The organism is Mesorhizobium norvegicum, assembly GCF_004919685.1.
In the GTDB taxonomy this organism is placed as follows: Bacteria; Pseudomonadota; Alphaproteobacteria; order Rhizobiales; family Rhizobiaceae; genus Mesorhizobium; species Mesorhizobium norvegicum.
Genome location: NZ_SMYZ01000084.1, coordinates 79,063 through 103,508 on the forward strand (window position 1 = coordinate 79,063; position 24,446 = coordinate 103,508).

Consider the following 24,446-nt stretch of genomic DNA (forward strand, 5'->3'; position numbering starts at 1 on the left):
CCTGCTGAGCTGAACCACCCATCAAGGGGCCTCATGGCAGTCGTCGCATCGACCTCTCGACCAAGCATCGCCTCGCTGGAGGCGCCACGGCTCGCGCACTACCTTGCGGTCGGGTTGATCGCCGGCGCCATCATCGCGCTGCAGATATCGGTCATGCGGGTGTTCGCCGTCGGCAGCTGGTCGCATTTCGGCTCGCTGGTGGTCAGCCTCGCCATGCTCGGCTTCTCGCTGTCCAGCGTCGTCATCTTCGCCGGCAAGGACTGGTTCGACAAGCACTGGCAAGGGGCCGCCACATCAGCCCTGCTGCTGATCGGCCCGCTTGCCGTCGGCTCCAACCTCATCGCCCAGACGGTGCCGTTCAACGCCATCTTCCTGGTGTCGGACCCCGAGCAGAAATGGCGGCTGCTGGCCAATTTCCTGCTCTACCTCCTGCCGTTCCTGGCCGGTGCGTTCTTCCTCGGCATCGTCTTCCTGAAAAGCCGCACGGCGTTCGGCCGCGTCTATTTCGCCGACCTCACCGGCTCGGGGCTCGCAGGCCTCGTCGTTCTGGTGTCGATGTATCTGTTCGCGCCGGAAACCATCATCGTCGTGCCGCTGCTGTTGTGGGCCGCCGGTTCGCTGCTGTGGTTCTCCGCCTTCAGCGCCTGGAAGAGCGTTGTCGCCGGCGCGGCCGTGGCAGCCTTGTCGATCGCTGGCTATCTCATACTGCCCGGCCTGCTCGGCATACCCGACATCGCCGTTTCGCAGTACAAGGGCGTCGCCTATGCCCGCAACTTCCCGGATGGCAAGCGCATCTACCGCAGCGTCTCGCCGTTCGGCGATTTGCAGGTCTATGCCAGCTCGTACATGCATTTCGCGCCGGGTCTGAGCGACAATGCCGCCTTCGGCATGCCCGAGGTTCCGGCCAACACCTATGTCGGCATGTATCGCGACGGCGACGGGCCGGAAGGCATCATGCGCAATCTGGCGCCGGCCGAGCAGGTCTATTTCCGCTATCTGCCGATGCACTACCCGTATGTCATCAAGGCTAGACCCAAGACCTTCGTCGTGCAGTTCGGCGGCGGCATCTCCACGCAGGCCGCGCTCGATGCGGGCTCGACCTCGGTGACTGTCGCCGAAAGCAACCCGATGACCTTGCGGGCCTTCCGCGACCCCATCCTGAAGGACGTCACCGGCGACATCCTGGCCGAGCCGCGCCTCAAGGTGATCGACTATGACGGGCGTCTTTTCCTGGCCAACACGACAGAGCGCTACGACGTCATCGACCTCAGCCTTGCCGACAGCGTCGGCCTGTCCAATCCGGGCGGCTTCGCCATCTCGGAGAAGTATGCCTACACGCACGAGGCGATGCTGAGCTACATGCATGCGCTGGCCGATGGCGGCGTGCTGTCGGTGACCTTGTGGAACAAGGAAGAGCCGCCGAAATCGGTGCTGAAGCTTTACTCGACCATCGCCGAGGCGGCCCGAACGTTCGACAGCCAGGGTGCTGCCAACGACATCTTTGCCGTGTCGAGCTATCTGTCGACGACGACGGTGCTGTTCAAGCGCGGCGGTTTCACCGAGGCGGAAATCAAGACGCTGCGCGACTACACCAGGTCGATGTCGTGGGAGGAGGTCTACTATCCCGGCATGGCCTATGACGGCTCGACGGCGCAAAAGATCCTCGACGACTATCGCGCCTCGATCTTCGGCAGCGGCGAAGACGCGACGCTGACCCAGCCCGCCGCCGACGCGACGGCGCCGGCAAACCCCGACTGCGATCCCACTGCGCCCGCCGATCCGACGCTCGATACCTGCGCAGGTGCCGGCGGCGATGCCGGTCCGCAGGTGCTGCCGGCGACGGCGCTGGAGCGCATGGCCTGGCACGCGCTGCTGACCGGCGGCTGGGAGCGGCTCGCCAGCGACTATGTCTTCGACGCACATGCGCTGAGCAACGACCAGCCGTATTTCGCCGCCTATGTGAAGGTCGCAGACCTGCCACGGACGCTGGACAGGCTCGACCTGTTCCAGGACGACTGGGGCTATCTGCTGATCTGGGCGACGCTCGGCATCGCCTGCATCACGGCGGCGTCGCTGGTCCTGCTGCCGGTCCTTTTCGGTTGGCGCATCGTGTTTTCGCGTTCGCGCGGCAAGCTCGGCACCATCCTTTATTTCGCTTGCCTCGGCCTTGGCTACATCATGGTCGAGGTCGGGCTGATCAGCCGCTTCACCGTGGCGCTGGCCAATCCGACCGTATCAGCTTCGGTGCTGATCTCGTCGATGTTGGTGTTTTCCGGCCTCGGCAGCCTGTTTGCCGAGCGCATCTTCGACCGCGCCAGGACGCTGCTGCCGGTGGTGCTCCTGGCAATCTGCGTGCTGCTGCTGGCGTACGGCTTCACTCTGTCGCTGGTGCTCGACTGGATCGGCGCCTATCCCTATGCTGTCCGTCTGCTGCTCTGCTTCCTCCTGGTGTCGCCGCCGGCCTTCCTGATGGGCATGCCGATGGCCACCGCCATGACCTGGCTGGCGCGGCTGGGCAAGGAACATCTGTTCGTCTGGGCCTGGGGCATCAATGGCTGCTTCTCGGTCATCGGGTCTGCCGCAGTGCCGATCGTCGCCACCAGCTTCGGCCTCAGCGCCGTGCTGCAATGGGCGGCGATCGCCTATCTCGTCGCGATCCCGGCCTTCTTTGCGGTGCTGCTGCCGTCGAAGGCGCCGGCCGTTCGGCTGGTGACGGCCTGATGCCCGACCGGCGCGCCATCGTCACTGGCTTGCTGGCCACGGCGGCGTTTCCGATGGCGAGCCAGGGGGCGCGCTTGCGCAAGGCAATATCGACGATCGTGCCTTTCAAGACATCACCCTTTCCGTACCGGGGAAAGCTGCCAGACGGTTCCGGGCCGTTTCTCGACGTGACGGCCAACGGTCGGCGCGGCCACACCTCGCCGCGCGGCGGCATCTACTGGGAGGACGAGACCTATTCCGACCGCAGCACCTTGCTGGCGGTGCCTCGAGGCTTCGATCCCGCCAGGCCGGCGGTCATCGTGGTGTTCTTCCACGGCAATGGCGCGACCTTGCAGCGCGATGTGGTCGACCGTCAGCGGGTTGTCGCCCAGGTCGAGGCGTCCGGTCTCAACGCCGTGCTGGTGGCGCCGCAATTCGCCAGCAATGCGCAGGATTCCAGCGCCGGCAATTTCTGGACGCCGGGCTATTTTGCCAGGTTCATGACTGAAGCGGCACAAGGCCTGGCCAAACTGACGGGCGCCAAAGCGGCGAAATTCGACGCCATGCCGGTGGTGCTGGTCGCCTACAGCGGCGGCTACAACCCGGCCGCCTCCGTGCTCAGGAATGGCGACGTCAGCGGCCGCCTGCTTGGCGTCATCCTGCTCGACGCCGTGTTCGACGAGGCCGACATTTTCGCCGACTGGATCGCGCGCCACAGGAAGAGTTTTTTCGTCAGCGCCTACGGCCAGCCATCGGCCTCCGGCAATGCCGAGATTCGGCAGTTGCTGACAAGCCAGGGCATCGACGCCAGTTCGGATCCGCCGCGCCGCCTCGAAGCCGGCACCGTCGCCCTCCTCACCTCGGATGCCGCCCACGACAGCTTCGTCACCCGCGCCTTCCTCGGCAATCCATTGCAATGGCTACTCGGCCGCTTGCACGGATTCGCGCGCTAATCCTGGGAGGACTCACGCGGGCAGCGCGCCATCAATGCCGCTGTCGGCGATAGCAGCCAGTTCGGTGGCGACGGCGGCGGCGCGGCGTGCCTTCGCACCGTGTTCGGGCCAGACGAGGCGGCGCCTGATCGTCAATGCCGGCACGTCGCGAGCGATTTCGACGAGATGGCCGGGGTCGAGATGGCGCCGCAGCACCAGTTCGCTGGCCAGCAGGGCGCCCATGCCGGCAATCGCCGCCTGGGCGGCGACGATCGTCAGCCCGAAACGTGGACCCTGGTCGATGCCTTTTGGTTGCCGGCCGGCGGCAGCGAACCAGTCGCGCCATGAGGGATAGACGTCGTCGCCCATTGTCGGATCGATGTGCAGCAGCGGCATCCTGTCCAGCACTTCGGCTGCATCCGGCCTGACCTGGCCGCGAACCAGCGCTGGCGCGCAGGCCGGGATCACCCGTTCGGTGAACAGGTCGAGCGATGTGAGATCCAGTGCTGTGCCCTTGCGATAGCTGATGGCGAGGTCGACGCCTTCTTCCAGCATGGCGTCGAGCGTGACGGAGGCGACGATGCGGACTTCGAGCTTGCCCAGCGCCGCCCGCACTCTGTTGAGCCGGGGCGCCAGCCAGAGCGAAGCGAAGGATGGATCGGCTGAGATGGTGAAGGTTTCGGCCCGACGTTTAAAGCGCAGCCGCCGCATGCCGGAGGCCAGTGCATCGAAACCGCGATCGATATCGGGCAGGGCGGCCTCGGCGGCGCGGGTCAGCGCAATGCCGTTGCCTTCGCGCCGCACCAGCTTTACGCCGAGCCGCTCCTCCAACTGCCGGATCTGGTGGCCGATGGCGCCTGGCGTGACGCCCAATTCCTCGGCGGCGCGCGTCAGGCTGCCGGCTCTGGCAGCGGCCACCAGCGCCCGCAAACCGGATAATGGCAAATCCCTCAGCGTCGTCATGTTTTGAATTTACCTCAAATCATGACGAAAGGAACTCATTTGAAACATGGTTTTTCCACACGTAGCCTTGTCGAAGGAATTCAATCGCGGGGGGGACGCCAGGTGCTCGACACGCCAAACCATGCCAGCCGGCAAAGCCACGCCGCTTCACCAACGTCGATCCGTGCCATGCGGGCCGAGGGCGAGCACATCGCGGTTGAGCTGGCGGACGGCAGGACCGGAACGATCTCGACGCGCTGGCTGCGGCTGGCCTGCGAATGCGAGCAATGCGGCGACACTGCCTCCGGCAAGCGATGGCTGACGCCGGCCGATGTCGGCAAGGCAATCCATGCCGAGAGCTTCGATGTCTCCACGCCCGCTCAGGTCACCGTCATATGGCAGAATGGACATGTGTCGCACTACGATCCGGCCTTCCTCACGAACCATGTTGGCGGTTCAGGCCCGGTCCGGTTCCAGCCACAGCAGTGGAGCAACGACCTGTCCGCGCGGCTCGGTCGTTTCGCTTTCGATGCTGTGGTCGCGGACGACGAAGCGCTGTTTCAATCGCTGCGGGCGCTGCGCGATCACGGCATCGCCATGCTGACCGGGGCTCCGGCCGAGATCGAAGCAACGGCACGGGTCGCCGGCCGCTATGGGCCGATCCGCGAGACCAGCTACGGCAAGGTGTTCGACCTGATTTCGCGGCCGGATGCGCGTGTGGCGGGCGAGACGGCGCGGGCGCAGATCCCGCATACGGACGAGCCGTTCCGCTATGCGCCGCCGGGTTTCATCTTCTTTCACGCCATTCGCTCGGGTGGGGGCACCGGCGGCACCTCGCTGATGGTCGACGGCTTTCATGTCGCCGAACTGATGCGGACGCGTACTCCGGAGCTGTTCGATCGGTTGACGCGGCATGGAGTGACCTTCCACCGCGAACATGCCGACGAAGTGTTCTTCAGCGCCGAGGTGCATGTCATCAGCCTTGATGCCACCGGGGTTGTTACCGGCATCCGCTACAATGATCGCTGCCTGGCGCCGCAATGGGCGCCAGAAAACCAGATTGACGGGCTGATCGAGGCGCTGGCCGAACTGACGCGGCTGATCTGCGATCCGCAGAACCAGTTCCAGCACCAGCTGCAGCCGGGCGAAGTGCTGGTCTTCGACAACCAGCGCGTCCTGCACGGCCGCAGCGCCTTCGATCCGACGCTGGCGGTGCGCCACCTCAGAAGCTGCAACATCGACCGCGACGGCGTGCACAGCGCGTTTCGCACGCTGGCCCGCCGGTTTGCGCCGGAGGAGGCGGAGGCGGTGCTGTATCAGGGGGCGATTTCCTAGGGCTCACAGGACGGGGGTTCCTCGCCCCCGTATTGCGGGGGCGAGGAACCCAAGTTCTGATAGGCCGCTCAGTTAAACCAAAGCGCAAACGTCAGAAACCCGCTGCCGCCGAACTGGCGCTGGATCTGGTCGAAATCGTCGCTGGTCACGATCTCGCCGCTTTCGAGATAGGGCGCGATGGCCGGGCCGGTGATCGACAGCACCAGGTCGAAGTTTTTTGGTTCGTCGAAGAAACGCTTCATGTTGATGCCCAGGCCGGTGTTGCCGGTGATGCGGAAATGCGGCAGCAGCTTGCGGCCTTCCAGGAGATCCTCGGCCATGCTCAGGGCGGCGAGCCAGGCTTGCACCTGCTCCTCGCCGACTTCGAGGCCGGTGAGCAGGTTTTCGCCCTTCTGCTGCGGTCCGGGCAGCCATTCGCGGTCATTGTCGGTCTCGGCGCGGATCGCCTTCCAGTCCTCGCGCGACAGGCGGATCATTTCCAGCAGATGGCGGCGCGCCGCTTGCCTCCGCTCCGGTTCGACCACCGGCCAGTTGACGAGATGCACCATCGAGATGAAATCGGCGATGCGCCATTCCGACGAGAAGATGCTGCTGCCCATGTCGCCGGCCGGCGGCACGAGAATATCCTGCAACGGCAGCTTGGCGCGCGGGAACAGCATGTGGAACGAGCCGTCGAAGGTGCTCCTGAAATCATGTGCCAGCCAGAAATCAGCCTGCGCCATCAGGAACTCGGCATAGCCTTGTAGCCAGAAACCGTCGGCGCGGTCGAAGCGGAATGTCAGCGTGGGAGCGGCGTCGTCCGACGAGATGCCGCCGCGTGACAACGAGGCGATGATCGCCGCCATGCTTTCATCCGGCGCGATGGTGCCATCCTCGTTGAGGTCGATGCCGGTATGGGTGAGGTCGATGACCATGCCGATATCGGCGTTAGCCGGCACCGACGCAAACGTGGCAGCGGATTTTTCCAGCCGGTCGCGAAAGCCGACCAGGATGGCGCGGAACTGCTCATAGGTCAGCGGCTCGGGATTGGGGTTGTCCGGCACCGGCAGCCGCATCAGCGGCAGCATGAAGGATTGCGGGCTTTCGAAACCATGGCGGTGCAGGCCGCTGGCCAGGATCTCCAGTGCGGTGAAGAACTCGCCGGCGCCGGCGGCATAGGCTGATGCCGGGTCCTTTGGCGCTGCGGCCTCCAGCGTCGAGAGAGCGGTGTCGCGCGCGACCACGGTCTTCGCCTCGAACAGAGCGGTGGCCGCTTCGGGCATTGCCGCCGAGGCGGAAGACAGCGGCACAATCAGCATGAAAGCGGATGTCAGCAGGCCTGCCAGTCGTGTCATCTCTTCCCCCAATATTTGTCGCGCAGAGCAAATATACACCATTTGCAGCGTCGCGCTTCAACCCGCCCCGAGGACGGTCTACACAGGGCAAACAATTGGGCGCCGCGTGTCGAATTATCCATTTTCCTACAAGCTGTCCTGGCTGCCGCGTTTCGTGAAGCCGTCGCTCGTCGGCGACGCGCAAGACTTCGCGCCGATGGCGGGAACGCTGATGGATCCGCCGCCGAAGCAGACGGTGCGGCTTGCCTTCGTCGGCGACATTTCGGCGGTCGCCAACCGCAGCGCGCCGGACTGCGATCCGGCGATCAAGGCGTTGCTCGGCGCTGCCGATCTGGTGATCGGCAATTGCGAAAGCCCTGTTGTGGACAGACCAAGCGCGGCACTGGGCACGAGGCTCGGCACGCATCATGCGATGAGCGAGCGCTTTCTTGATGGGGCGTTGGCGGCGGTCGGCATCGCGCGTGAAAAACTCGTGCTGTCGCTGGCCAACAACCATGTGCTCGACCAGGGCGTCGCCGGTTTCGACGAGACGGTCGCGGCGTTGCAGCGGCTCGGCATCCGCATGGTGGGCCTGGCCGCCGACGGTCCGGTGGTGCCTGTCCAGGTCGGACCGCTTGATATCGGCTTTGCCGCCTTCACGCTGTGGCGCAACGCCGACGAAAGCCTGTTCACGGGGCGCGTGTCAATGGACAGCGATGCGGCGCGCTGGCCGCGCGATGGTGTCGATCTTCTTTACGCCGTGCCGCACTGGGACTGGGAGTTCCGGCATTTTCCGCGTTCTGAAACACGCGCGCTGGCAAAGCAGCTGGCCGGGCAGGGCGTCGGGCTGATTGCTGGCCATCACGCCCATGTCGTGCAGCCGGTGGAAAAGATCGACAGGACGATCGTCGCCTATGGACTTGGCGATTTCCTCGGTACCGCCTTTGCCCGCCAGCCGTGGCCGGGTCGTATTGGCGGAATATTCGTCGTCGATGTCAGTACCGATGCCGGCTCCCGAGGCGCCATTGCGTCTTACCGGCTGCATCCTTTCATGCGGCTGCGGGGCGGCGACCACGAGCGGCTGCTGCTGGTGGAGGCGCTGAAGGGCCGAATGCGCGGCAAGGTCGAAGCTCGGCTGAGGACGGTCTTTCCTTCCTCTTCAAGCGAAGAGGGCGTCACCGCTTAACCGTCTGGCGGCCCCTGCAAAACCGACTATCATGCGACGGCAGAGGCAGGCTTGCGGGGGTGGCGGTGGAAACAGCGGATTTCATGCCTGGCGAGGCTGACATCGCCGGTATCCGGAGAGACATTGAAACCTATGAGGCGGCGAGGGCCTCGGCGGTCCGGCAGGTGCGCTGGCGGGTGCCGGTGTTCGTCGGACTGGTGCTGGTGGCCGTGGTGCTGGTCGCCTGGCTGTTCAACAAAGTCGCCGACCCCAACGAGCAATGGTTCTCGACGCCGCATGTGTTTCTCTATGGCATCGGCTTGGTGGCTTCGAGCTTGCTCTACTTCCAGGCCATGAAACCGGCGACGCGGCTGCAGCAATCGTTCCGCGAGACGCTGCTGCCAATCATCTTCGGCTTCATCGCGGATATGCGTTACCAGCATGGAGGGAGGCCGAACTCTTTCGACCGGCTGCCGCGCGAGGCGGTCGGCGCCTTCAACCGGCAGTCGTTCGACGATGTCGTTTCGGGCCGCTACGAAGAGTTTCCGTTCGAGCTTTACGAAGCAGAACTGCGAGTAGGGTCGGGCAAGGATTCATCGACAACCTTCAAGGGTGTCATCGTCGCTTTCGAAGCGATCGAGCCGTTCCCGGGAGTGTTGGTGGCGACGCGCCGGACCAATGCGGTCGTCGGCTTCTTCCGCGGCATGTTCGCCAGCAAGATGCAGGACTTGTCGTCCGGTGTGCCCGAACTCGACGCCGCCTATGAATTCCGCACCGACAACGCCGAGGCGGCGCGGCCGCTGGTGACAGGCCGGCTGGCGCAGGCGCTGAAATGGCTTGGCGAAACCTGGCCGGACGATCCGGCCCGCGTTGCGCTCAACGGCAGCGATGGGTTCCTGCTGCTGCCGCAGACGAAGAACTTCTTCGAATTGCCGGATATTTCGGTGCCGCTCGACTACAGCACGCATGTCGCGCCGATGATATCAGACATGGGCGCGATGCTGGCGACGGCGGCGCTGGTGCGCAAGATCGGCGCGAAGGATGGGGAGGGTTGATCGGACCGAGCCGTCAGCAGTCGAAGCCGTATTGGTCGCGCATGGTGTCCGCCTCCTCTTTCGACATCTTGTTGAACATGACGCAGACGGTGAAGCTGCCGACCTGACGCCCGCCGCGTGTGTATCCCCAGTCGGAAATATCGTCCCTGGTGAATTCTATATTCTGGCCGAGGACGACGTTGTGCACTTCCTCCGGCTGGTTGGCCAATATGCCGACAAATCCGGTCTCGGTGCGGCGGAACGGTATGACCCAGAAGTGTTCGGTGACGTTCCCGTCCCGCACCTTGACCTTCAATTTGAACCTGTCTGTGTCGGAGGGAGGAGCCTCGGACAGCGCCAGGAAGTCGTCCAGGCTGGCGAGCGCCTGCGCGGTCGCCGCCGCCATCTCTGGATCGTCGGGAGTAAAGATAATCGTTTTGTCGTCGCCCGGATCCGCGCCTTGTGCGCCGGCCGATCCCGGAGCAAGCGCCAGCATCAGGGATATCATGGCCCGGACTGCAAGCTTCATGGAAGGCCCCCCTTCATCGTAACGGCGCACCATCCTGCATCCGTTCCCGGTTTGCAACCGGGGCGCGAGTTTGATCCGCTTTGGAATGGCGGTTTTGAACCGATCCATGAAACAAAATGTGTATCGATGACCGGTCGGCAGTTGTTTCGTGATGCTGCTCGAGACGAATTGCGGCGGTTGCGCCGTGATCGAAACCGCCCGCCACAATCCGGCTAAACGACTCTTTTCGCGGACAGAAGTGGGCTCATCGGGGGAGCCGAAGCGGCCTGAAATGATCTCGGTCGCAGACAATGTGTCGGAATTAAGCCTATGATATTGTTTGCGAAAATTCACCCAACGTGATTTGCGCAGCGAGCGCTTTCCGTTCCAGTTTCAGGCCGTCCGGTGCTGTCGCTTGCCAAGGCGGCGGTCCGGAAAAGTGAAACAGCACGGAGTGCTACCCATGAAGAAGACCCTCGCAACCACCGCCGCTCTGCTCGCCTTCCTCGGCACGGCCTATGCCGCGACCGTTCAGGGCACCATCCAGGCCGTCGACCCGACGACCAAGTCGATCACCCTGGACGACGGCAAGATCTACCAGTTGTCGCCGGAAGCGACGATCGGGAAACTGAAGGTCGGCGCCAAGGTGGCGGTGACTGTCGATGACAAGACCGGCATCGTGACGTCGATCAAGAAGGCTTCGTAAGGCATGAGCGTCGTGCGTCAGCAGACCTGCTGATCGAAGTTTCAGACCCTGTTCCACTTGTGGCCGATCCCTTTGGGGATCGGCCATTTTCATGCTTCGCCCCTCGATGCCAGGCGAGCTGGATGCGGTCTCCCGGCTGGATGCCCCAAGGACGGCTGGCGGAACGCTGCCCCGGTAGCATCGCTATGGTTTTTGCCAAACAGCCGCGCTATCCCTTGGCCAACGGGGGATATTCATGGCTGACGAACAAAAAGGGTTTCGCCTGTCGCGCAGGCTGCTGCTGGGTGCGGCTGTCGTCGGCGGCGCGGTGCTGTGGGGCGGCACCACGGTGGCGCGGCTGGCGCGCGGACCTTCGGGACCAAAGAACGCCGGACGGATTGCCGATATTGACGGCATCGCGCTGCCGTTGAAGCCGCTGGAGAATGCGCCGGCCTTCGATCCTTCGCTGCCATGGTCGGCAAAAGGCGGCGACATCAACGATGCCAGCGGCCTGTCGAGGACGCCGGTCTATGGCGTCGTCGAGATCAGCGAGGACGACCACATCGCCAAGGCGCTTGCCTTCGCGCGCGCCAACGGCTTGAAAGTCTCGCTGGCCGCCATCCGCCATTCGATGGGTGGGCATGCCTTCAACGACAATGCGCTGGTGCTCGACCTCAGGAAGTTCAACAAGGTCACCGTCGACGCGGCGGCGAAGACCATGACGCTGCAGCCGGGCGCGCGCTGGCACGACATCCAGAACCTTCTGCATCCGCACTTCGCGGTGAAGGCAATGCAGTCCACCGACATCTTCTCGGTCGGCGGTTCGCTGTCGGTCAATGCGCATGGCATGGACCATCAGGCGGGTTCGGTGGCGAGCTCGATCCGCTCGATGCGGGTGATGCTTGCCGACGGTTCGGTGACGGCCTGTTCGCCCACCGAGAACACCGACCTGTTCCGCCACGTCGTCGGCGGCTACGGCCTGTTCGGCGTGGTGCTGGAGGCGACGCTCGATATTGTCGACAACGCCGTCTACCGGACTTCGCGCGAAATCATCAAATCGGACGATTTTCCGAAATTCTTCGCCGAGGTGCTGGAGCCGAACAAGGATATCGGCCTGTTCTACGGCCATCTGTCGACGGCGCCGGGCAATTTCCTCGAGGACATGATCGTCTACCGTTACGACAAGGTGGCCGAGCAGCCGCCGGCCGACCAGCCAGCGATTGGCGAGCCGGGATCGGTCGGGCTGAAGCGTGTGATCATCAACCTGGCGAAATGGGGCAGTCTGTTCCAGGAGCTGAAGTGGTTCACGGAAAAGACGCTGGAGCCGAAATTCGAAAGCTGCACAGTGGCGCGCACCTCGGCCATGGCCGAAGGCGAGGCCTGCCTCGTCACCCGCAACAACCCGATGCACGATTCGGTGCCCTATCTCTTCAACGATCAGATGGATGAGACCGACATCCTGCACGAATATTTTATTCCACGCACTGCCTATGTCGAATTCATTGCGGAAGCCCGCGAGATTCTGCGCAATCAAGACCTGCCGGTGCTCAACGCCTCGGTGCGCATCGTCCACAAGGAGGATGTCGCGCTGACCTACGCGCCGGAGCCGGCCTATTCGCTGGTGCTCTACATCAACCAGCCGACCGATGCCGACGGCAATGCCAGGATGCGGGCGCTGACCCGGGCGCTGATCGACGTGACGATCAAGCGTGGCGGCCGGTTCTTCCTGCCCTACCAGCTGCATTATACGGCCAAGGAGTTGCTGGCCTCCTATCCCGAGTTGCCGGCCTTCCTGGCGGCGAAGCGGCAATATGACCCAACGGAACTGTTTTCCTCGACCTTCTACCGTGCCATCAAGGCGCTGAGCGGGGTGGCATAAAAAGCAGGAGAACAACCCATGCGGATGGTTTCAGCGGCGGCACTCACCCTCATCGCGCTGTGCGCTGGACCGGCCGGGGCCGAGGATCTCAAGGCTTTCAAGCTGACGATCGACGGCGTGACGGTCGATATCGATCCCGGTGAAAGCACAAACGTGACGCTGCCCGGCGGCAAGCAGAGCAAGGTGACGCTCGAGCGCAACGACTTCGCCACCTTCTCCGGCAGCGTTTTCTCCTTTGTCCATCCGAGCAATATTTCGGTGACCAAGACCGATCTCGGCGAGAACATCACGCAATATCTGATGGCATCAGCGCTGGGCACCATCGTCGTCGTGCAGGAATATGGCAAGATGAATCCGGTGTCGCTCAACCAGCTGATGCTGCAGGAGATGACCAAGGAATCGGTGCAAGCCGGTGCCACGCTGACGCAGGAGCCGACGACGCGCAAGCTCGCCGACGGCAAGGAATTGACCGGCATCCGCGCTGAGGTGAAGACACGCACCGACACGGCCTATTTCGAGATCGTCGGCTTCGGCCTGGCCGATCAGGGGCTGCTGTTCATCACCCGCATTGCCGGCGAGGATGCGGCCACCGAAAAGCCGCTGATCGACAAGTTCTGGCAGAGCCTGAAGGTGAAATTGTAGGAGACCAGGGTCGTGTCTCAGTTTGGATTTCGGCTGGGGTCCACACTTTTGCGTAACGGCGGCCCAAGTTATTCTGACGATCCGGGGTTGGAGGTCTTACAGCATGGCGAAGCTCATTTTCAGAATGAACCAGTCCCTCGACGGCTATGTCGACCACCTGAAAATGCCGTCAGGCCCCACGATCTTTCGTCACTGGATAGAGCAAGTGCGCAACGTGACCGGCAGTGTGTATGGTCGCGGCATGTACGAGGTCATGCGTTATTGGGACGAAGACAGTCCTGAGTGGAGCGCGGAGGCGCACGAATTCGCGGCGGCGTGGCGGAGCCAACCGAAGTGGGTTGTGTCGCGCTCGCTGAAGTCGGTCGGCCCCAACGCCACACTTGTCGAGAATGACGTCGAGGCGGTGATACGTGGGCTGAAGGCTGAGCTCGTTGGGGAGATTTCAGTTTCTGGACCAGATCTGGCACGAAGCCTGACCGACCTTGGTCTTATCGATGCGTACCAACTCTACCTCCATCCGTTCGTGCTTGGTCATGGCAAGCCATTCTTCGCCGGCCCCCGACCGCCGCTTCGCTTCGTGGCCAGCGATCTGATCGGCGACGACGTGATCAGGTTGACCTACGTTCCGGCCTGATCACGCGGTCGTCAAACTGAGACGCCGGCGGGACTAAAGCCCCTTCGGCATCAGTCCCGCCAGCCAGTTCACGGAGCGTTTCGCGGCGTCGGCGGTCGCCGAGGCGGCACGGCCAAGATCGGTCTTGACCACGGCGTAGCCATTCTTGGTGCGATAGAGCACGCCGGTTCCGCCATCGACCACTTGTTCATAGGCGACGGGCCGGGCGGCGTCGGCTTCCATGGCTGTCGTCGGCGAACCGACCGAGACGCTCGGCCGGTGGCTCAATTCAGGCGGCAACGGGCTTTCGGTTCTAACCACCCGGCTGGCGGGCTTCAATTCCGGGCGCGATGCGGTCGCGGCCAGTTGCGAGGAGGACGACGAGCCCTTCGTGCGGCAGATACCGGAGACGAGCGGATAGTTGAAGTTGCGCGCGTGCAGCATCTGGCCTTTCATCGCCGCTTCGCACTCGGCGATGGTCGACCACTTGGCCGGCGTCTCGCCGATATATTCGCACAGCTTGGCGTCGCAGTCGCAGCCGACAATGGTCATGGCGACAAGGGCGGTCTTGATCACGGTCTTGTCCCTTCGAGATGCCCCCCGGCAGCCCATCCATTCCTTCGCGCGCGAACAAGGCGGGATTGGGCCGCGATTGTGAAATGAGCGTGGCGGAGCGCCAAACAGCCGGCCTATCGCGTGGCCGGCAAGGTCCGTTTGAGGAAATTCGCGATCAGCCGCACCACGTCGTGCGGGCGTTCAACCTGCGGGATGTGGTTGACGCCATCGAGAACCGCCAGTTCGGCGTGCGCAAACAGCGAGGCAATCTCCTCACCCTGTTCGAGGGGCGTGGTCGCATCCTCTCGCCCCCAGATGACGAGAACAGGCGGTGTGAAGGCGCGGTAGTTCGCCTTGTTGGCGGCAAGCGATTTTCGTTCGTCGTTGAACAGACCGCTGAACAGCCAATGGCCGACTGCATTGGTCGTGCCTTCTACGTTGAACGGACGTGCATAAATCGCGATGCGCTCAGGGGTCACCACGGCGTCGTTCCCGATGAAGGAGCGCAGACCCGGTCCGACCATGAGCGGATTGGTGAAGGTCGAAGCGGTCAGCAGCTGGCGTGGCCAGGCCATGTTTAGGAAGGATGCGAACGGCAAAGCCGGCGCCTCGGTCCGGCCGAGGCCAAGTGCCACGTCGAGCAGGATCAGCGAGTCGATGCGAGCCGGGGCGGAGAAGGCGGCTTCGATGACGCCACCGCCGCCATAGGAGTGGACACCGACGCTGAAATGACGAAGGCCAAGCGCGTCGGCGAAACCGAGGACGCGTTTGGCGTGGGCGGCGCGCGAATAGTCCTGATCGGCCGGTCTCTCGGAATAGCCAAAGGGAGGCATGTCAGGGGCGATGACGCGAAAGCCCTGTTCTCCCAGTGGCGCGGCGATATCGCGGTATGTTTCGGCCCAGGAGGCCGTGCCGTGGAACAGGAGCAGCGGCGGCCCATCCGGAGGACCCCAGATCTGATAGTGCATCTTCAGGCCGTCGACCGTTACGAACAGCGCTCCCGCAGGGGCTGCTTGCTCGGGTGACAGGCTCTCACGCAACGCTGCCGCGCCGCGAAAGCCGACAAGCACAACGGCAACGAGCACAACCAGCGTGAGCGTCAGCCAGCCGACGATGCGGATCAACCGTCGCATTGCCGGGCTATCGTCTCAATAGTCATAGACGTGTTCGAGTCTGGCGCCTGACTTGATCAGCGCCGGCAGCACGAGATGCAGCTTGCGCACGGCGACAGTCAGCCCGGTGCGGCGGGTCGACGGATCGGCCGGTAGCGGATAGCTGAACAGGATGCGCATGCCTTCGGGCACGGCGATCGTGTCGGTGGACAGCATGGTGACCATGATCTCGTCATTGCCGCCGATCTCGACGAAGGACACGCCCTTGTCGATCAGGCGCGGGATCATTTCGGTGAACACCTGATAGCGCTTGGTGACGAAGATGGTGCCGTCCGCACCCATGTCGCGTTCGAGCAAGGTGTCGGGCTCGTTGCGGGTGGCTTCGCCGACCGGACCCTTGGCCCAGACATGGATGTCGAGGAAGGCCGGGTTCATCGTGGCGGCGAGTGCCTGCTTGATCAGGTCGGCATAGCCCTGCTTGATGGTGTCGGCGAGGCCGAAGGCGAGCTTGCGTTCGCTGGTGCGGACGGAACTGTCGCCCGGCGTCGGCTGCACGGCAAACAGGCCGGCGCGCTTTTCGGCATAGGGAAACTGGTACCACGGCACCTGGTCGAGAAACCCGGCATAGTCGGCCGCCACCTTGGCCTGATAGATGTCGGCGGCGGTGCGCTTGCCAGATGTCGCCTCGGTGATGCGGCCGACCGTGTTCTCATAGGCCCACTGCAGGATATGCTCGATCGAGTGGCTGGTGCCGATGATGACCAGCATCTGATGGTTGGCGTAGTTGAACTTGTAGGGAGAGCTGGCGCGGATCACCATGGCGTAATCCTGCCAGAAGCGGCCGACATAAGACCAGTAGGGAAAGCCGCTCGGCTGGTCCTTGTCGACGAAGGCGGCATATTCGCGCGCGGCGTAGACGATCGCCCATTCCGGATAGGTGAGGAAGGTCGATTCCTCCGGCCGCTGGTAGAAGGGGATCTCAGCGCGGACCTTGTCGGCCAGCGCCTTGGGCGGCGCGCCGTCGGCAATGCCGGGCAACGGCGTCTTGTCGAGCGACGACGTCGTCAGGAAGCCGTAGCTCAGCCCGATGATCGGGATGAGGATGACGATGACGATCAGCCAGAGGATCGTCTTGATGATGCGCTTCAGCCAGCGAAACAGGAACATGCCCGATCAGGCCGTGGCGAAGTGGTCGTGTACGCGCTTGGCCAACCAGAAGCCGACATAGACGGCGAAGCCGCCAATGACGATGTGCGGCAGGTTGGCGAAGAAGCGGGCCGGGAATTCGATATCGTTGAGGGAGCGGAAGCCGTTGATGAAGATGCCGGCATCGAGGCAGCCGGAACCGGTGATCAGCCCGAGCACGCCGTCGAACAGGTAGACCGAACCGAACAGCTTGAAATAGAACACCGCCTGGCGGTGCGAGATGAAGGCGGCGGCCAGCGCCCAGACGCCGGAGAAGGCGTGCAGCAGGTCGTCATACCATTGCAGCGAGAACAGGCCGAACAGATTGCCGTTGGCATCGTTGAACGCCGGTATGTAGCCGATGGCGACAACACCGAAAAACAGGAAGGCATAGGCAACGGCAAGCTTCTGGATCAGCGTCATGAAGTATCCCCCTCCTGCGAATCCGTATGCAGACGGACTCTGACGACGCAGCGATACTAACCGATTTTAGCGCGCGGTGAAGCGGCGCTCGCAAGATCGCCGGCAAAGGGCATCGAGGGGGGAAAAAACAGTCGGCGCCGGGATTTCTCCCAGCGCCTCCCTGTCAGATCAGGACACGGTCGCGGCAGCAACTTCCGTAAAGTCGTCGCGCCTTGCCGGCCTTGATTTTGACGGTCCTGCCAGTCCGCCACCCGAAAGCAGCGTCCGTTCGGGACCACGCCGGTCTCCACCCTTGCGGGCTTTGCCCTGCGCACCATCGAAGGTTTTTGCCGTCCTTCATGGCAGCATCGGTCCGCCGTCGGCGTTGGCACGCTTTCCGCGGCCCCGTAGGTCTCGGCATCCGTCCCTCAACCAGGCAAGCCTGCTCTCGATCCGGGCCGTACGGGCCTCAGGAAATCCGCCTTTCACTTCGCCTTTCGGCTGGGCGATCGGTAGCCGCCTGAGATGGGTTTAACGTACGCCGGGTAAGCGTCGTAGGGAATGGCCATGGGCCTGTGGATAACGGGATTATCGGGGATCAACCAGGGTAGCGGGATTTATCCGTCCGTCATGATGGGCGGCAGCGGCGGACATTCGGCCCTTGCCCTGCCGACCGGTGCGGGCTTCAATACCGGCAAAGGATTCGAGGTGCCGAGCGTTTCGATGTCCTTGCGGGAGGATGTGCTTGAAAGTCGGGGTGGTTCTCAATCCGATTGCCGGTGGCGGCCGGCTCAAACGGCATTGGCCTGATGTCGCCGCGTCGCTGAAGACGCATTTCGGCGAATTCGAACTGCGCGAGACGCAGGCCGAAGGTGATGCCGAAAGGCTGGCAATCGATCTCGCGGTGAGCGGCTTCGATCTGGTGATCGCGGCCGGCGGTGACGGCACCGCCAGCGAAGTTGCCGACGGGCTGCTGCAGGCGACCGAGGAGAGCGGCCGGACCACTGAACTTGGTCTGTTGCCGTGCGGCACCGGCATCGATTTCGCGCGCGGGCTCGGCCTGCCCAAAGAGGTGGACGCGACGTTGAAGCGGATCGCCGAGGCCAAGGGGCGCAAGGTCGATGCCGGGCGCATCTGCTACATCGACGATCACGGCGCGCTGGCCAGCCGGCATTTCATCAACATCGCCAGCCTGGGGCTGTCCGGCGCCACCGACCGCGCCGTCAATGCCGACAAGCGCAAGGGCAGGATGTCGGCCAAGGCGCTGTTCCTGTGGCGCACCGTGGTCGAGTTCATCCGCTACCGTTTCCAGGACGTCAGGATCACCGTCGATGACGGTGCCCCCGTCGAAGCGCGCATGGCGCTGGTGGCGGTGGCCAATGGAAAGTTCTTCGGCGGCGGCATGATGATCGCGCCGGATGCCGAACTGACCGACGGGCAGTTCGACATCGTCATCCTGCGCGCCGCCGGCAAGCTGAAGCTGATCTGGGACATCCGGCTGCTCTATGGCGGCCGGCACCGCAACCATCCGGCGATCACCATCCTGCGCGGCAGGAAAGTGGTGGTCGAACCGCTCGGCGATGTCGAGAAGAATGGCGCGCTGGTCGACATAGACGGCGAGTCGCCGGGACGCATACCAGCGACCTTCGAGATCTTGCCGGGTGCATTGACGCTCAGATACTGAATCAAGCCGTTGACAGATTGATTCAGATGGATCCGCCGATCCATACAACGCCCTGAAATCGCTTGATATATAGTTGGCGTCAGAGTTCGAGTTTGGCCGGGAAACCGGGCGCGCGCAGGTCGGTGCCGACGGTATCTTCCAGCAACTTGACGATCTGGGTCGACCAGGCGCTGCCGCCATAAGCGGCCTTGCCTTGCTCGAAAATCGCGTTGACGCGCGATGCGAGGTCAAGCGGTACGCCTGACTGTTCGCCCATGGCGAGCGCGAAGCCGAGGTCCTTCAGCGCCAGGTCCATGGTGAAGCCGATGTCGTAGGAGCCATTGAGAACGAGCTGGCTTTCGGTCTCGTGTACGAAGCTGTTGCCGGAGGAGGCAACGATGGCGTGGTAGGATTGGGCGAGGTCGAGCCCGCCCTGTTTGGCCAGCATCAGCGCTTCGCCGGCGGCGACGAGATGGATGAAGGCGAGCATGTTGGTGATGACCTTGATCACCGCCGCCGAGCCGACCGGACCCATCAGGAACGACTTCGCGCACATCGCTTCGATGGTTGGACGATGGCGCTTGTAGAGCGCTGGATCGCCGCCGACCAGCGCGGTGATCTTGCCGGCCGCGGCCAGATGCACGCCGCCGGTGACCGGGCATTCCAGTGTCTCGACGCCCTGGGCCGAGGCGAGGGCTGCCAGACGCACGATCTCGTTGCGGCCATTGGTCGACATCTCGATCCAGGTGCCGCCTTGGGGCAGGCCCTCCAGCAAGCCACCGGGGCCGGCCAGCACCGCTTCGCTGACCTTGGGCGAGGGCAGGCAAGAGATGGCGTTGCCGGCCCGCGCGGCGGCCTCGGCGGGGCTGTTCGCAGCGGTGGCACCGAGCGCCACCAGGCGCTCGATGGCGGTGGGGTCACGGTCGAAGACGGTGACGGCAAAGCCGTTGCGGATCAGGCTGGCGGCAAGGTTGCCGCCGAGATGGCCAAGACCGATGAAGGCGTAGCTTTGCCGGTCGCTCATGACTTGTCCTCGGCTAATGTGCGGTCCGGTAAGCGTGCGCCAAAGGCCCCCTCATCCGACCGCTTCGCGGCCACCTTCTCCCCGCTGGGGAGAAGAGGCAAGCTCGGCGCCGACAGTCTCCTCTCCCCTCGGGGAGAGGTCAGCCGAGCAAAGCGGAGGCTGGGTGAGGGGGCTTCTGCAGACGGTATTGCCAAGAAGTCTTCACGCCTCACGGCATCAGCGGCGTCTGCATCATCTGCAGATGCAAATCCTTGCCCGTATAGGGATGGGCGTCGCAGACGGCTTCGTTCAACTCGACGCCGAGGCCAGGCTCTTTCGACGGGATGACGTTGCCGTCCTGCCACTCGATCTTCTTCTTCAGCAGCGTGGCGTGAAAACCGTCCCACTGCTTCAGCGATTCCAGGATGAGGAAGTTGGGCAGCGTCACCGCCAGCTGAATGTTGGCCGCACCGACGATCGGCCCGCAATAGCAATGCGGTGCGATCTGGATGTGATACGCCTCGGCCATGGCGGCGATCTTCTTGGTTTCGAGAATACCGCCGGAGCGGCCGAGGTCGGGCTGCAGGATGGTCGCTGCGCGGTTTTCGATGGCGCGGGCGAACTCGAACTTGGTCGTCAGCCGCTCGCCGGTGGCGATCGGGATCGACGTGCCGCGGGCGACCTGCGCCATCACTTCCGGCATGTCAGGCGGCACCGGCTCCTCGAACCACAGCGGATCATAGGGTTCGATGGCGCGCGCCATGCGCAGCGCGCCGGAAGCCGTGAACTGGCCGTGCGTGCCGAACAGGATGTCGGCGCGAGTGCCGACCGCCTCGCGGATCGCCTTGATCATGCGGGTGGAGACATCGATGTCGACGAGGCGCGGCTGATGGCCGTCGAAAGCGGTGTAGGGGCCGGCCGGGTCGAGCTTGACCGCATTGAAGCCCTGCTCGACATATTCGAGCGCGCAGGCGGCGGCGAGATCGGGGTCGTTGTAGACGTTCTTGCCATCGGGCGCGTCCTCGGAATGGACGCTGCCGGTGTGCGGGTAGAGGTAGGTGTAGGAGCGCAGCGTCTCGTGCACCTGGCCGCCCAGCAATTTGTAGACCGGCTTGTTGGCCTCCTTGCCGATGATGTCCCAGCAGGCCATTTCCAGTGCCGAGAAGCAGCCCATGCCGGACACATCGGGGCGCTGGGTGAAGCCGGACGAATAGGCGCGGCGGAAGAAGTTCTCGATGTCGTGCGGATCGCGGCCGACGAGATAGCGCTCGGCCATGTCCTCGACCATCTTCGCCGTGACATGGGCGGAGAAGGTGGCGTTGTAGGCCTCGCCATAGCCGACGACGCCGCCGTCGGTGGTCAGCTTGACGAAGATGAAATACTTGCCGCCGATGCCGGGCGGCGGGTTGCCGACAACCCAGGTCTTGACGTCGGTGATCTTCATTTTTGGTCCTCCAGAACCAGTTCGGCGCCCTTCCAACCGGTCATGATCGAGGCGGCGTTGGTGTTGCCGGTGATGTTGTCGGGAAAGATCGAGGCGTCGATGACGCGCAAGCCGTCGATGCCGTGCACCTTGAGACGCGGATCGACGACGGCGCGCGAGGGATCAGGGCCCATGCGGCAGGTCGAGACCGGGTGATAGACGGTGCCCGAGCGTTTGCGGAAATCCTGGATAAGATCGGCGTCGGAGGTGATCGACGGACCGGGCAAAACCTCTTCCTCGATGATCTCGGCCATTGCAGGCATCGAGGCGATCTTGCGCACGAACTTCACCGCGTCGAGCATCTCGGCGACATCGGCCGCGGTCGAATAGGCGTTGGCTGTTATTTTGGGGTAGTCGCGCGGGTTAGCCGAGCGGATCATGATCTCGCCGCGGCTCGACGGGCGGCAGTTGGACAGGCCGATGGAAAAGCCGGGCCAAGGATCCGGCGTCAGGATCGGGCGCTCGCCGCTTTTGGGAATGACGGTCGAGAAGGCCTGGAAATAGAGCTGCATGTTGGGCCGTGTCGCCGCCGGGTCGGTGCGGAAGAAGCCGCCGGCATTGTTCATCGACAGCGACAGCGGGCCGGAACGGGTCAGGATGTATTGCATGCCGACCAGCAGCTTGCCCCACCAGGGACGCAGCGTCTGGTTGAGCGTCGGCAGCCTGCCCTTGAAGGTGTAATTGATGCCGACATGGTCCTGCAGATGCGCACCGACATTTTCGTCGGCATGGACGATGGGAATACCCAGACTCCCAAGCAGGGCGGACGGCCCGACGCCGGACAGCTGCAGCAATTGCGGCGAGTTGACCGAGCCGCCCGACAGAATGACCTCGCGGCCGGCACGCGCCGTCTTCGTCTCGCCGTTCTGCTGATACTCGACGCCGACAGCGCGCTTGCCCTCGAACAGCACCCTGGTGGCGAGCGCCTTCATCTCGACGCGGACGTTGGCACGCTTCATCGCCGGGCGCAGGAAGGCGCGCGCGGCCGACATTCGGCGGCCGTTGCGGGTCGAGATCTGGTAAATGCCGACACCTTCCTGGGCGGCACCGTTGAAATCCGGATTGAGCGGCAGACCGGCCTGCTGGCCGGCGGCGAGATAGCGCCGGGTCAGCGGATGGACGGCGTTTGAACAGTCGGTGACATGCAGCGGGCCGCCAACACCGCGCCATTTGTCGGCGCCGGCCTGATTGTCCTCGAGCGCCTTGAAGGCGGGCAAGAGGTCGTCAAAGCCCCAGCCGGGATTGCCGGCGGCCGCCCAGGCATCGAAATCCTCGCGCGCGCCCCTGATCCAGACCATGGCGTTGATCGAGCTCGAACCGCCGAGCAGCTTGCCGCGCGGCCAGTGGTCGGCATTGCCGGCGAGGCCTGGGTCCGGCTCGGCCTTGTAGTTCCAGTTGACCGTGGGATCGAAGAAGGTCTTGCCGTAGCCGAGCGGCATCTGCACGTAGAAGCGGCGGTCGGTGCCGCCGGCCTCCAGCACCAGCACCGAGAAGCGCCCTGAGGCCGACAGTTTGTCGGCCAGGACCGAGCCGGCCGAGCCGGAGCCGACGATGATGAAATCATAGGTCTGCATGATGGGTCTGGGCGGCTCCGGAAATCTGGCTGCAGCCTAGACGCGACGGGTTGACCGCGTCGCCGCGCCATCCGGCATCAGTTGTGAAAAAAGCGACCGTTAAACTGGTCGGGTTTGCGGGGATTCCCGACAATCGCGCTTGATATGCACCGGCTCGACAGCTTATGCGATGGCATTATTTTGGCGCATGATTTTTTCCGAAAAGTCTGCAACTTTTCGGAATCATGCTCTGGCCACTCTGCGGAAGGCAGGTAAATCATATGCGTGTCCTGTCGGATGCTTTCATCCCCGAACTGCCGGGCCATTACAGCGGCAAGGTTCGCGAAAACTACGACCTTGCGGATGGCAGGCGCATCATCATCGCCACCGACCGCCTCAGTGCCTTCGACACCATCCTGACCTCGATCCCGTACAAGGGAGAGATCCTCACCCAGACGGCGCGGTACTGGTTCGAGGAAACAGCCGACATCTGCCCGAACCATGTTCTCGAATACCCCGACCCGAACGTCGTCGTCGGCACCAGGCTCGACATCCTGCCGGTCGAGATCGTCGTGCGCGGCTATCTGGCGGGAACCACGAGCACCTCGATCCTGACCCGGTACCGGCGCGGTGATCGGGACATGTACGGGATGCGACTGCCGGACGGCCTGCGCGACAATGAAAAGCTGGCGGAGCCGATCATCACGCCGACGAGCAAGGCTCTGCACGGGGGGCACGACGAGCCGCTGTCCAAAGCCGAGATCCTCGAACAGAGCCTGCTCACGCAGGCGCAGTGGGAGACAGTGTCGGACTATGCCTTGCGGCTGTTCGCCCGCGGCCAGCGGCGCGCCGCCGAACGCGGCCTCATCCTCGCCGATACCAAATACGAATTCGGCACCGACAAGAACGGAACCATCATTCTTGCCGACGAAATCCACACGCCGGACAGCAGCCGGTACTGGATCGCGGCGAGCTACGAACAGGCCGTCGCCAGCGGCAGCCGGCCGGAGAGCTTCGACAAGGATTTCATCCGGTCGTGGGTCTCGGCCAGATGCGATCCTTACAAGGATCCAATTCCGAAGATTCCCGACGAGATCGTCGAACAGGCCTCCAAGGTCTATGCACAGGCCTACGAGGCGATCACCGGTAAGGCATTCGTCCCTGACCCTTCCGGAAAGACCGTTTTGGATCGTATTCGTTCGAACCTGGCGCGCTACTTCTAACGGTACTGCGAAGTCCTTCGCAGGGCGTGTCCACCCATAGCTTCACACCGAAATTGAGATCGGTCGCCAAAATGTCGTCCCGAAATCGAAGCGAATGGGCGTGTCGCTTAGTAGAAACCGTTTTCTAACTGCTCTGCCCGCATATTTCTAAATACCTGAAAAAATTTGTAAGTGGCAATGCGGTTGCAGGAATTCCTTTTTGGATTTTTGAAAAGCCTTCTTGTTTCAGGAGGCATACTTTTATTTGTTTGGACGTTGGCCGCCGGCATGATGTCCGGCGAGGCGTTTATGATCCTCAGTCCGTTTATCATAGGCCCGATGATAATCGGATTTTGGGTGATTATCGTCCCAATAATTGTCCTTTTGACGTTCGCCACCATCGATCGCTCCAGCGCGGAAGTATTCGGTGCTCTAGCGGTATACCCCGTACTGGTAGCTGCCTTCTTTGGTTTTCGCACAGTTCATTCCTCTCTTGAGAAGGAACGCGTGCAAACCGCTATCGAAGCCGCGCGCGCGGCT

General features: G+C 63.3%; 22 protein-coding genes. 12 read left to right on the plus strand and 10 right to left on the minus strand.

Going from position 1 to position 24,446, the window contains the following annotated elements:
- The first annotated feature begins 33 nt into the window (after positions 1-33).
- Together FCU66_RS31670 and FCU66_RS31675 are read left to right on the plus strand one after the other, a co-directional pair.
- Positions 34-2,721 carry a hypothetical protein gene (locus FCU66_RS31670; protein WP_136615989.1) on the plus strand — a complete coding sequence of 896 codons (2,688 nt, stop codon included), beginning with the start codon at positions 34-36 and terminating at the stop codon, positions 2,719-2,721.
- Positions 2,721-3,653 (plus strand): hypothetical protein, encoded by a 933-nt coding sequence (locus FCU66_RS31675; protein ID WP_136615990.1) that lies wholly within the window; start codon positions 2,721-2,723, stop codon positions 3,651-3,653. The genes FCU66_RS31670 and FCU66_RS31675 overlap by 1 nt, the downstream gene beginning before the upstream one ends.
- A 12-nt stretch (positions 3,654-3,665) precedes the next feature.
- Here FCU66_RS31675 and FCU66_RS31680 read toward each other — a convergent pair whose 3' ends face one another.
- Positions 3,666-4,595 (minus strand): LysR substrate-binding domain-containing protein, encoded by a 930-nt coding sequence (locus tag FCU66_RS31680; protein ID WP_136615991.1) that lies wholly within the window; start codon positions 4,593-4,595, stop codon positions 3,666-3,668.
- A gap of 102 nt (positions 4,596-4,697) precedes the next feature.
- Between FCU66_RS31680 and FCU66_RS31685 the strand changes: the two genes are divergently transcribed.
- The gene (locus FCU66_RS31685; protein WP_168991702.1) at positions 4,698-5,909 is read left to right on the plus strand and encodes a TauD/TfdA family dioxygenase; all 1,212 of its coding nucleotides are present in this window, start codon (positions 4,698-4,700) and stop codon (positions 5,907-5,909) included.
- 68 nt (positions 5,910-5,977) lie between these two features.
- Here the strand turns inward: FCU66_RS31685 and FCU66_RS31690 are convergent, their stop codons facing one another.
- Positions 5,978-7,243: a hypothetical protein gene (locus tag FCU66_RS31690; protein WP_136615993.1), complete on the minus strand. Its 1,266-nt coding sequence runs from the start codon at positions 7,241-7,243 to the stop codon at positions 5,978-5,980.
- A 106-nt stretch (positions 7,244-7,349) separates the two neighbouring features.
- Here FCU66_RS31690 and FCU66_RS31695 point away from each other — a divergent pair, with 106 nt between their 5' ends.
- Together FCU66_RS31695 and FCU66_RS31700 are read left to right on the plus strand one after the other, a co-directional pair.
- The gene (locus tag FCU66_RS31695; RefSeq protein WP_136615994.1) at positions 7,350-8,408 is read left to right on the plus strand and encodes a CapA family protein; all 1,059 of its coding nucleotides are present in this window, start codon (positions 7,350-7,352) and stop codon (positions 8,406-8,408) included.
- 83 nt (positions 8,409-8,491) lie between these two features.
- Entirely contained in the window at positions 8,492-9,442 is a 951-nt protein-coding gene (locus FCU66_RS31700) for a DUF3137 domain-containing protein (RefSeq protein WP_168991708.1), read from the plus strand.
- 13 nt (positions 9,443-9,455) lie between these two features.
- On the opposite strand, the gene FCU66_RS42270 is transcribed toward FCU66_RS31700, so the two are convergent.
- Positions 9,456-10,283 carry a YegJ family protein gene (locus FCU66_RS42270; protein ID WP_246094111.1) on the minus strand — a complete coding sequence of 276 codons (828 nt, stop codon included), beginning with the start codon at positions 10,281-10,283 and terminating at the stop codon, positions 9,456-9,458.
- Between the two features lie 109 nt (positions 10,284-10,392).
- On the opposite strand from FCU66_RS42270, the gene FCU66_RS31710 reads away from it, so the two are divergent.
- The 4 genes from FCU66_RS31710 to FCU66_RS31725 all read left to right on the plus strand — a co-directional run bounded on the left by FCU66_RS31710 (position 10,393) and on the right by FCU66_RS31725 (position 13,769).
- On the plus strand, positions 10,393-10,635 hold the full coding sequence (locus FCU66_RS31710) for a DUF1344 domain-containing protein (RefSeq protein WP_013530037.1): 243 nt from the start codon (positions 10,393-10,395) through the stop codon (positions 10,633-10,635).
- Between the two features lie 235 nt (positions 10,636-10,870).
- On the plus strand, positions 10,871-12,493 hold the full coding sequence (locus FCU66_RS31715) for an FAD-binding oxidoreductase (RefSeq protein WP_136615996.1): 1,623 nt from the start codon (positions 10,871-10,873) through the stop codon (positions 12,491-12,493).
- An 18-nt stretch (positions 12,494-12,511) separates the two neighbouring features.
- On the plus strand, positions 12,512-13,135 hold the full coding sequence (locus FCU66_RS31720; protein ID WP_136615997.1) for a hypothetical protein: 624 nt from the start codon (positions 12,512-12,514) through the stop codon (positions 13,133-13,135).
- A gap of 103 nt (positions 13,136-13,238) precedes the next feature.
- On the plus strand, positions 13,239-13,769 hold the full coding sequence (locus FCU66_RS31725) for a dihydrofolate reductase family protein (protein WP_136615998.1): 531 nt from the start codon (positions 13,239-13,241) through the stop codon (positions 13,767-13,769).
- A gap of 33 nt (positions 13,770-13,802) precedes the next feature.
- Here FCU66_RS31725 and FCU66_RS31730 read toward each other — a convergent pair whose 3' ends face one another.
- From FCU66_RS31730 to FCU66_RS31745, 4 genes are all read right to left on the minus strand, one after another.
- Positions 13,803-14,324 carry a hypothetical protein gene (locus FCU66_RS31730; RefSeq protein WP_136615999.1) on the minus strand — a complete coding sequence of 174 codons (522 nt, stop codon included), beginning with the start codon at positions 14,322-14,324 and terminating at the stop codon, positions 13,803-13,805.
- A gap of 113 nt (positions 14,325-14,437) precedes the next feature.
- Positions 14,438-15,436: an alpha/beta fold hydrolase gene (locus FCU66_RS31735; RefSeq protein WP_136616000.1), complete on the minus strand. Its 999-nt coding sequence runs from the start codon at positions 15,434-15,436 to the stop codon at positions 14,438-14,440.
- A gap of 15 nt (positions 15,437-15,451) precedes the next feature.
- Positions 15,452-16,582 carry a hypothetical protein gene (locus FCU66_RS31740; RefSeq protein WP_136616001.1) on the minus strand — a complete coding sequence of 377 codons (1,131 nt, stop codon included), beginning with the start codon at positions 16,580-16,582 and terminating at the stop codon, positions 15,452-15,454.
- Positions 16,583-16,588: 6 nt separating this feature from the next.
- Positions 16,589-17,023, minus strand: a complete 435-nt coding sequence (locus FCU66_RS31745) for a DUF4383 domain-containing protein (protein ID WP_136616002.1) — start codon at positions 17,021-17,023, stop codon at positions 16,589-16,591.
- Between the two features lie 724 nt (positions 17,024-17,747).
- On the opposite strand from FCU66_RS31745, the gene FCU66_RS31750 reads away from it, so the two are divergent.
- Positions 17,748-18,686, plus strand: a complete 939-nt coding sequence (locus FCU66_RS31750) for a diacylglycerol/lipid kinase family protein (protein WP_136616003.1) — start codon at positions 17,748-17,750, stop codon at positions 18,684-18,686.
- 79 nt (positions 18,687-18,765) lie between these two features.
- On the opposite strand, the gene FCU66_RS31755 is transcribed toward FCU66_RS31750, so the two are convergent.
- From FCU66_RS31755 to FCU66_RS31765, 3 genes are all read right to left on the minus strand, one after another.
- Positions 18,766-19,689, minus strand: coding sequence for an NAD(P)-dependent oxidoreductase (locus FCU66_RS31755; protein WP_136616004.1), 924 nt, complete (start codon positions 19,687-19,689; stop codon positions 18,766-18,768).
- 208 nt (positions 19,690-19,897) lie between these two features.
- Complete coding sequence (locus tag FCU66_RS31760; RefSeq protein WP_136616005.1) at positions 19,898-21,112, minus strand: mandelate racemase/muconate lactonizing enzyme family protein; 1,215 nt, start codon at positions 21,110-21,112, stop codon at positions 19,898-19,900.
- Positions 21,109-22,725: a GMC family oxidoreductase gene (locus tag FCU66_RS31765; RefSeq protein ID WP_136616006.1), complete on the minus strand. Its 1,617-nt coding sequence runs from the start codon at positions 22,723-22,725 to the stop codon at positions 21,109-21,111. Before FCU66_RS31765 ends, FCU66_RS31760 begins: the two co-directional genes overlap by 4 nt.
- A gap of 260 nt (positions 22,726-22,985) precedes the next feature.
- Between FCU66_RS31765 and FCU66_RS31770 the strand changes: the two genes are divergently transcribed.
- Both FCU66_RS31770 and FCU66_RS31775 read left to right on the plus strand, forming a co-directional pair.
- Positions 22,986-23,927: a phosphoribosylaminoimidazolesuccinocarboxamide synthase gene (locus FCU66_RS31770; RefSeq protein ID WP_136616007.1), complete on the plus strand. Its 942-nt coding sequence runs from the start codon at positions 22,986-22,988 to the stop codon at positions 23,925-23,927.
- A 183-nt stretch (positions 23,928-24,110) separates the two neighbouring features.
- A partial coding sequence (locus FCU66_RS31775; protein WP_136625467.1) for a hypothetical protein occupies positions 24,111-24,446 on the plus strand: 336 nt, incomplete at its 3' end.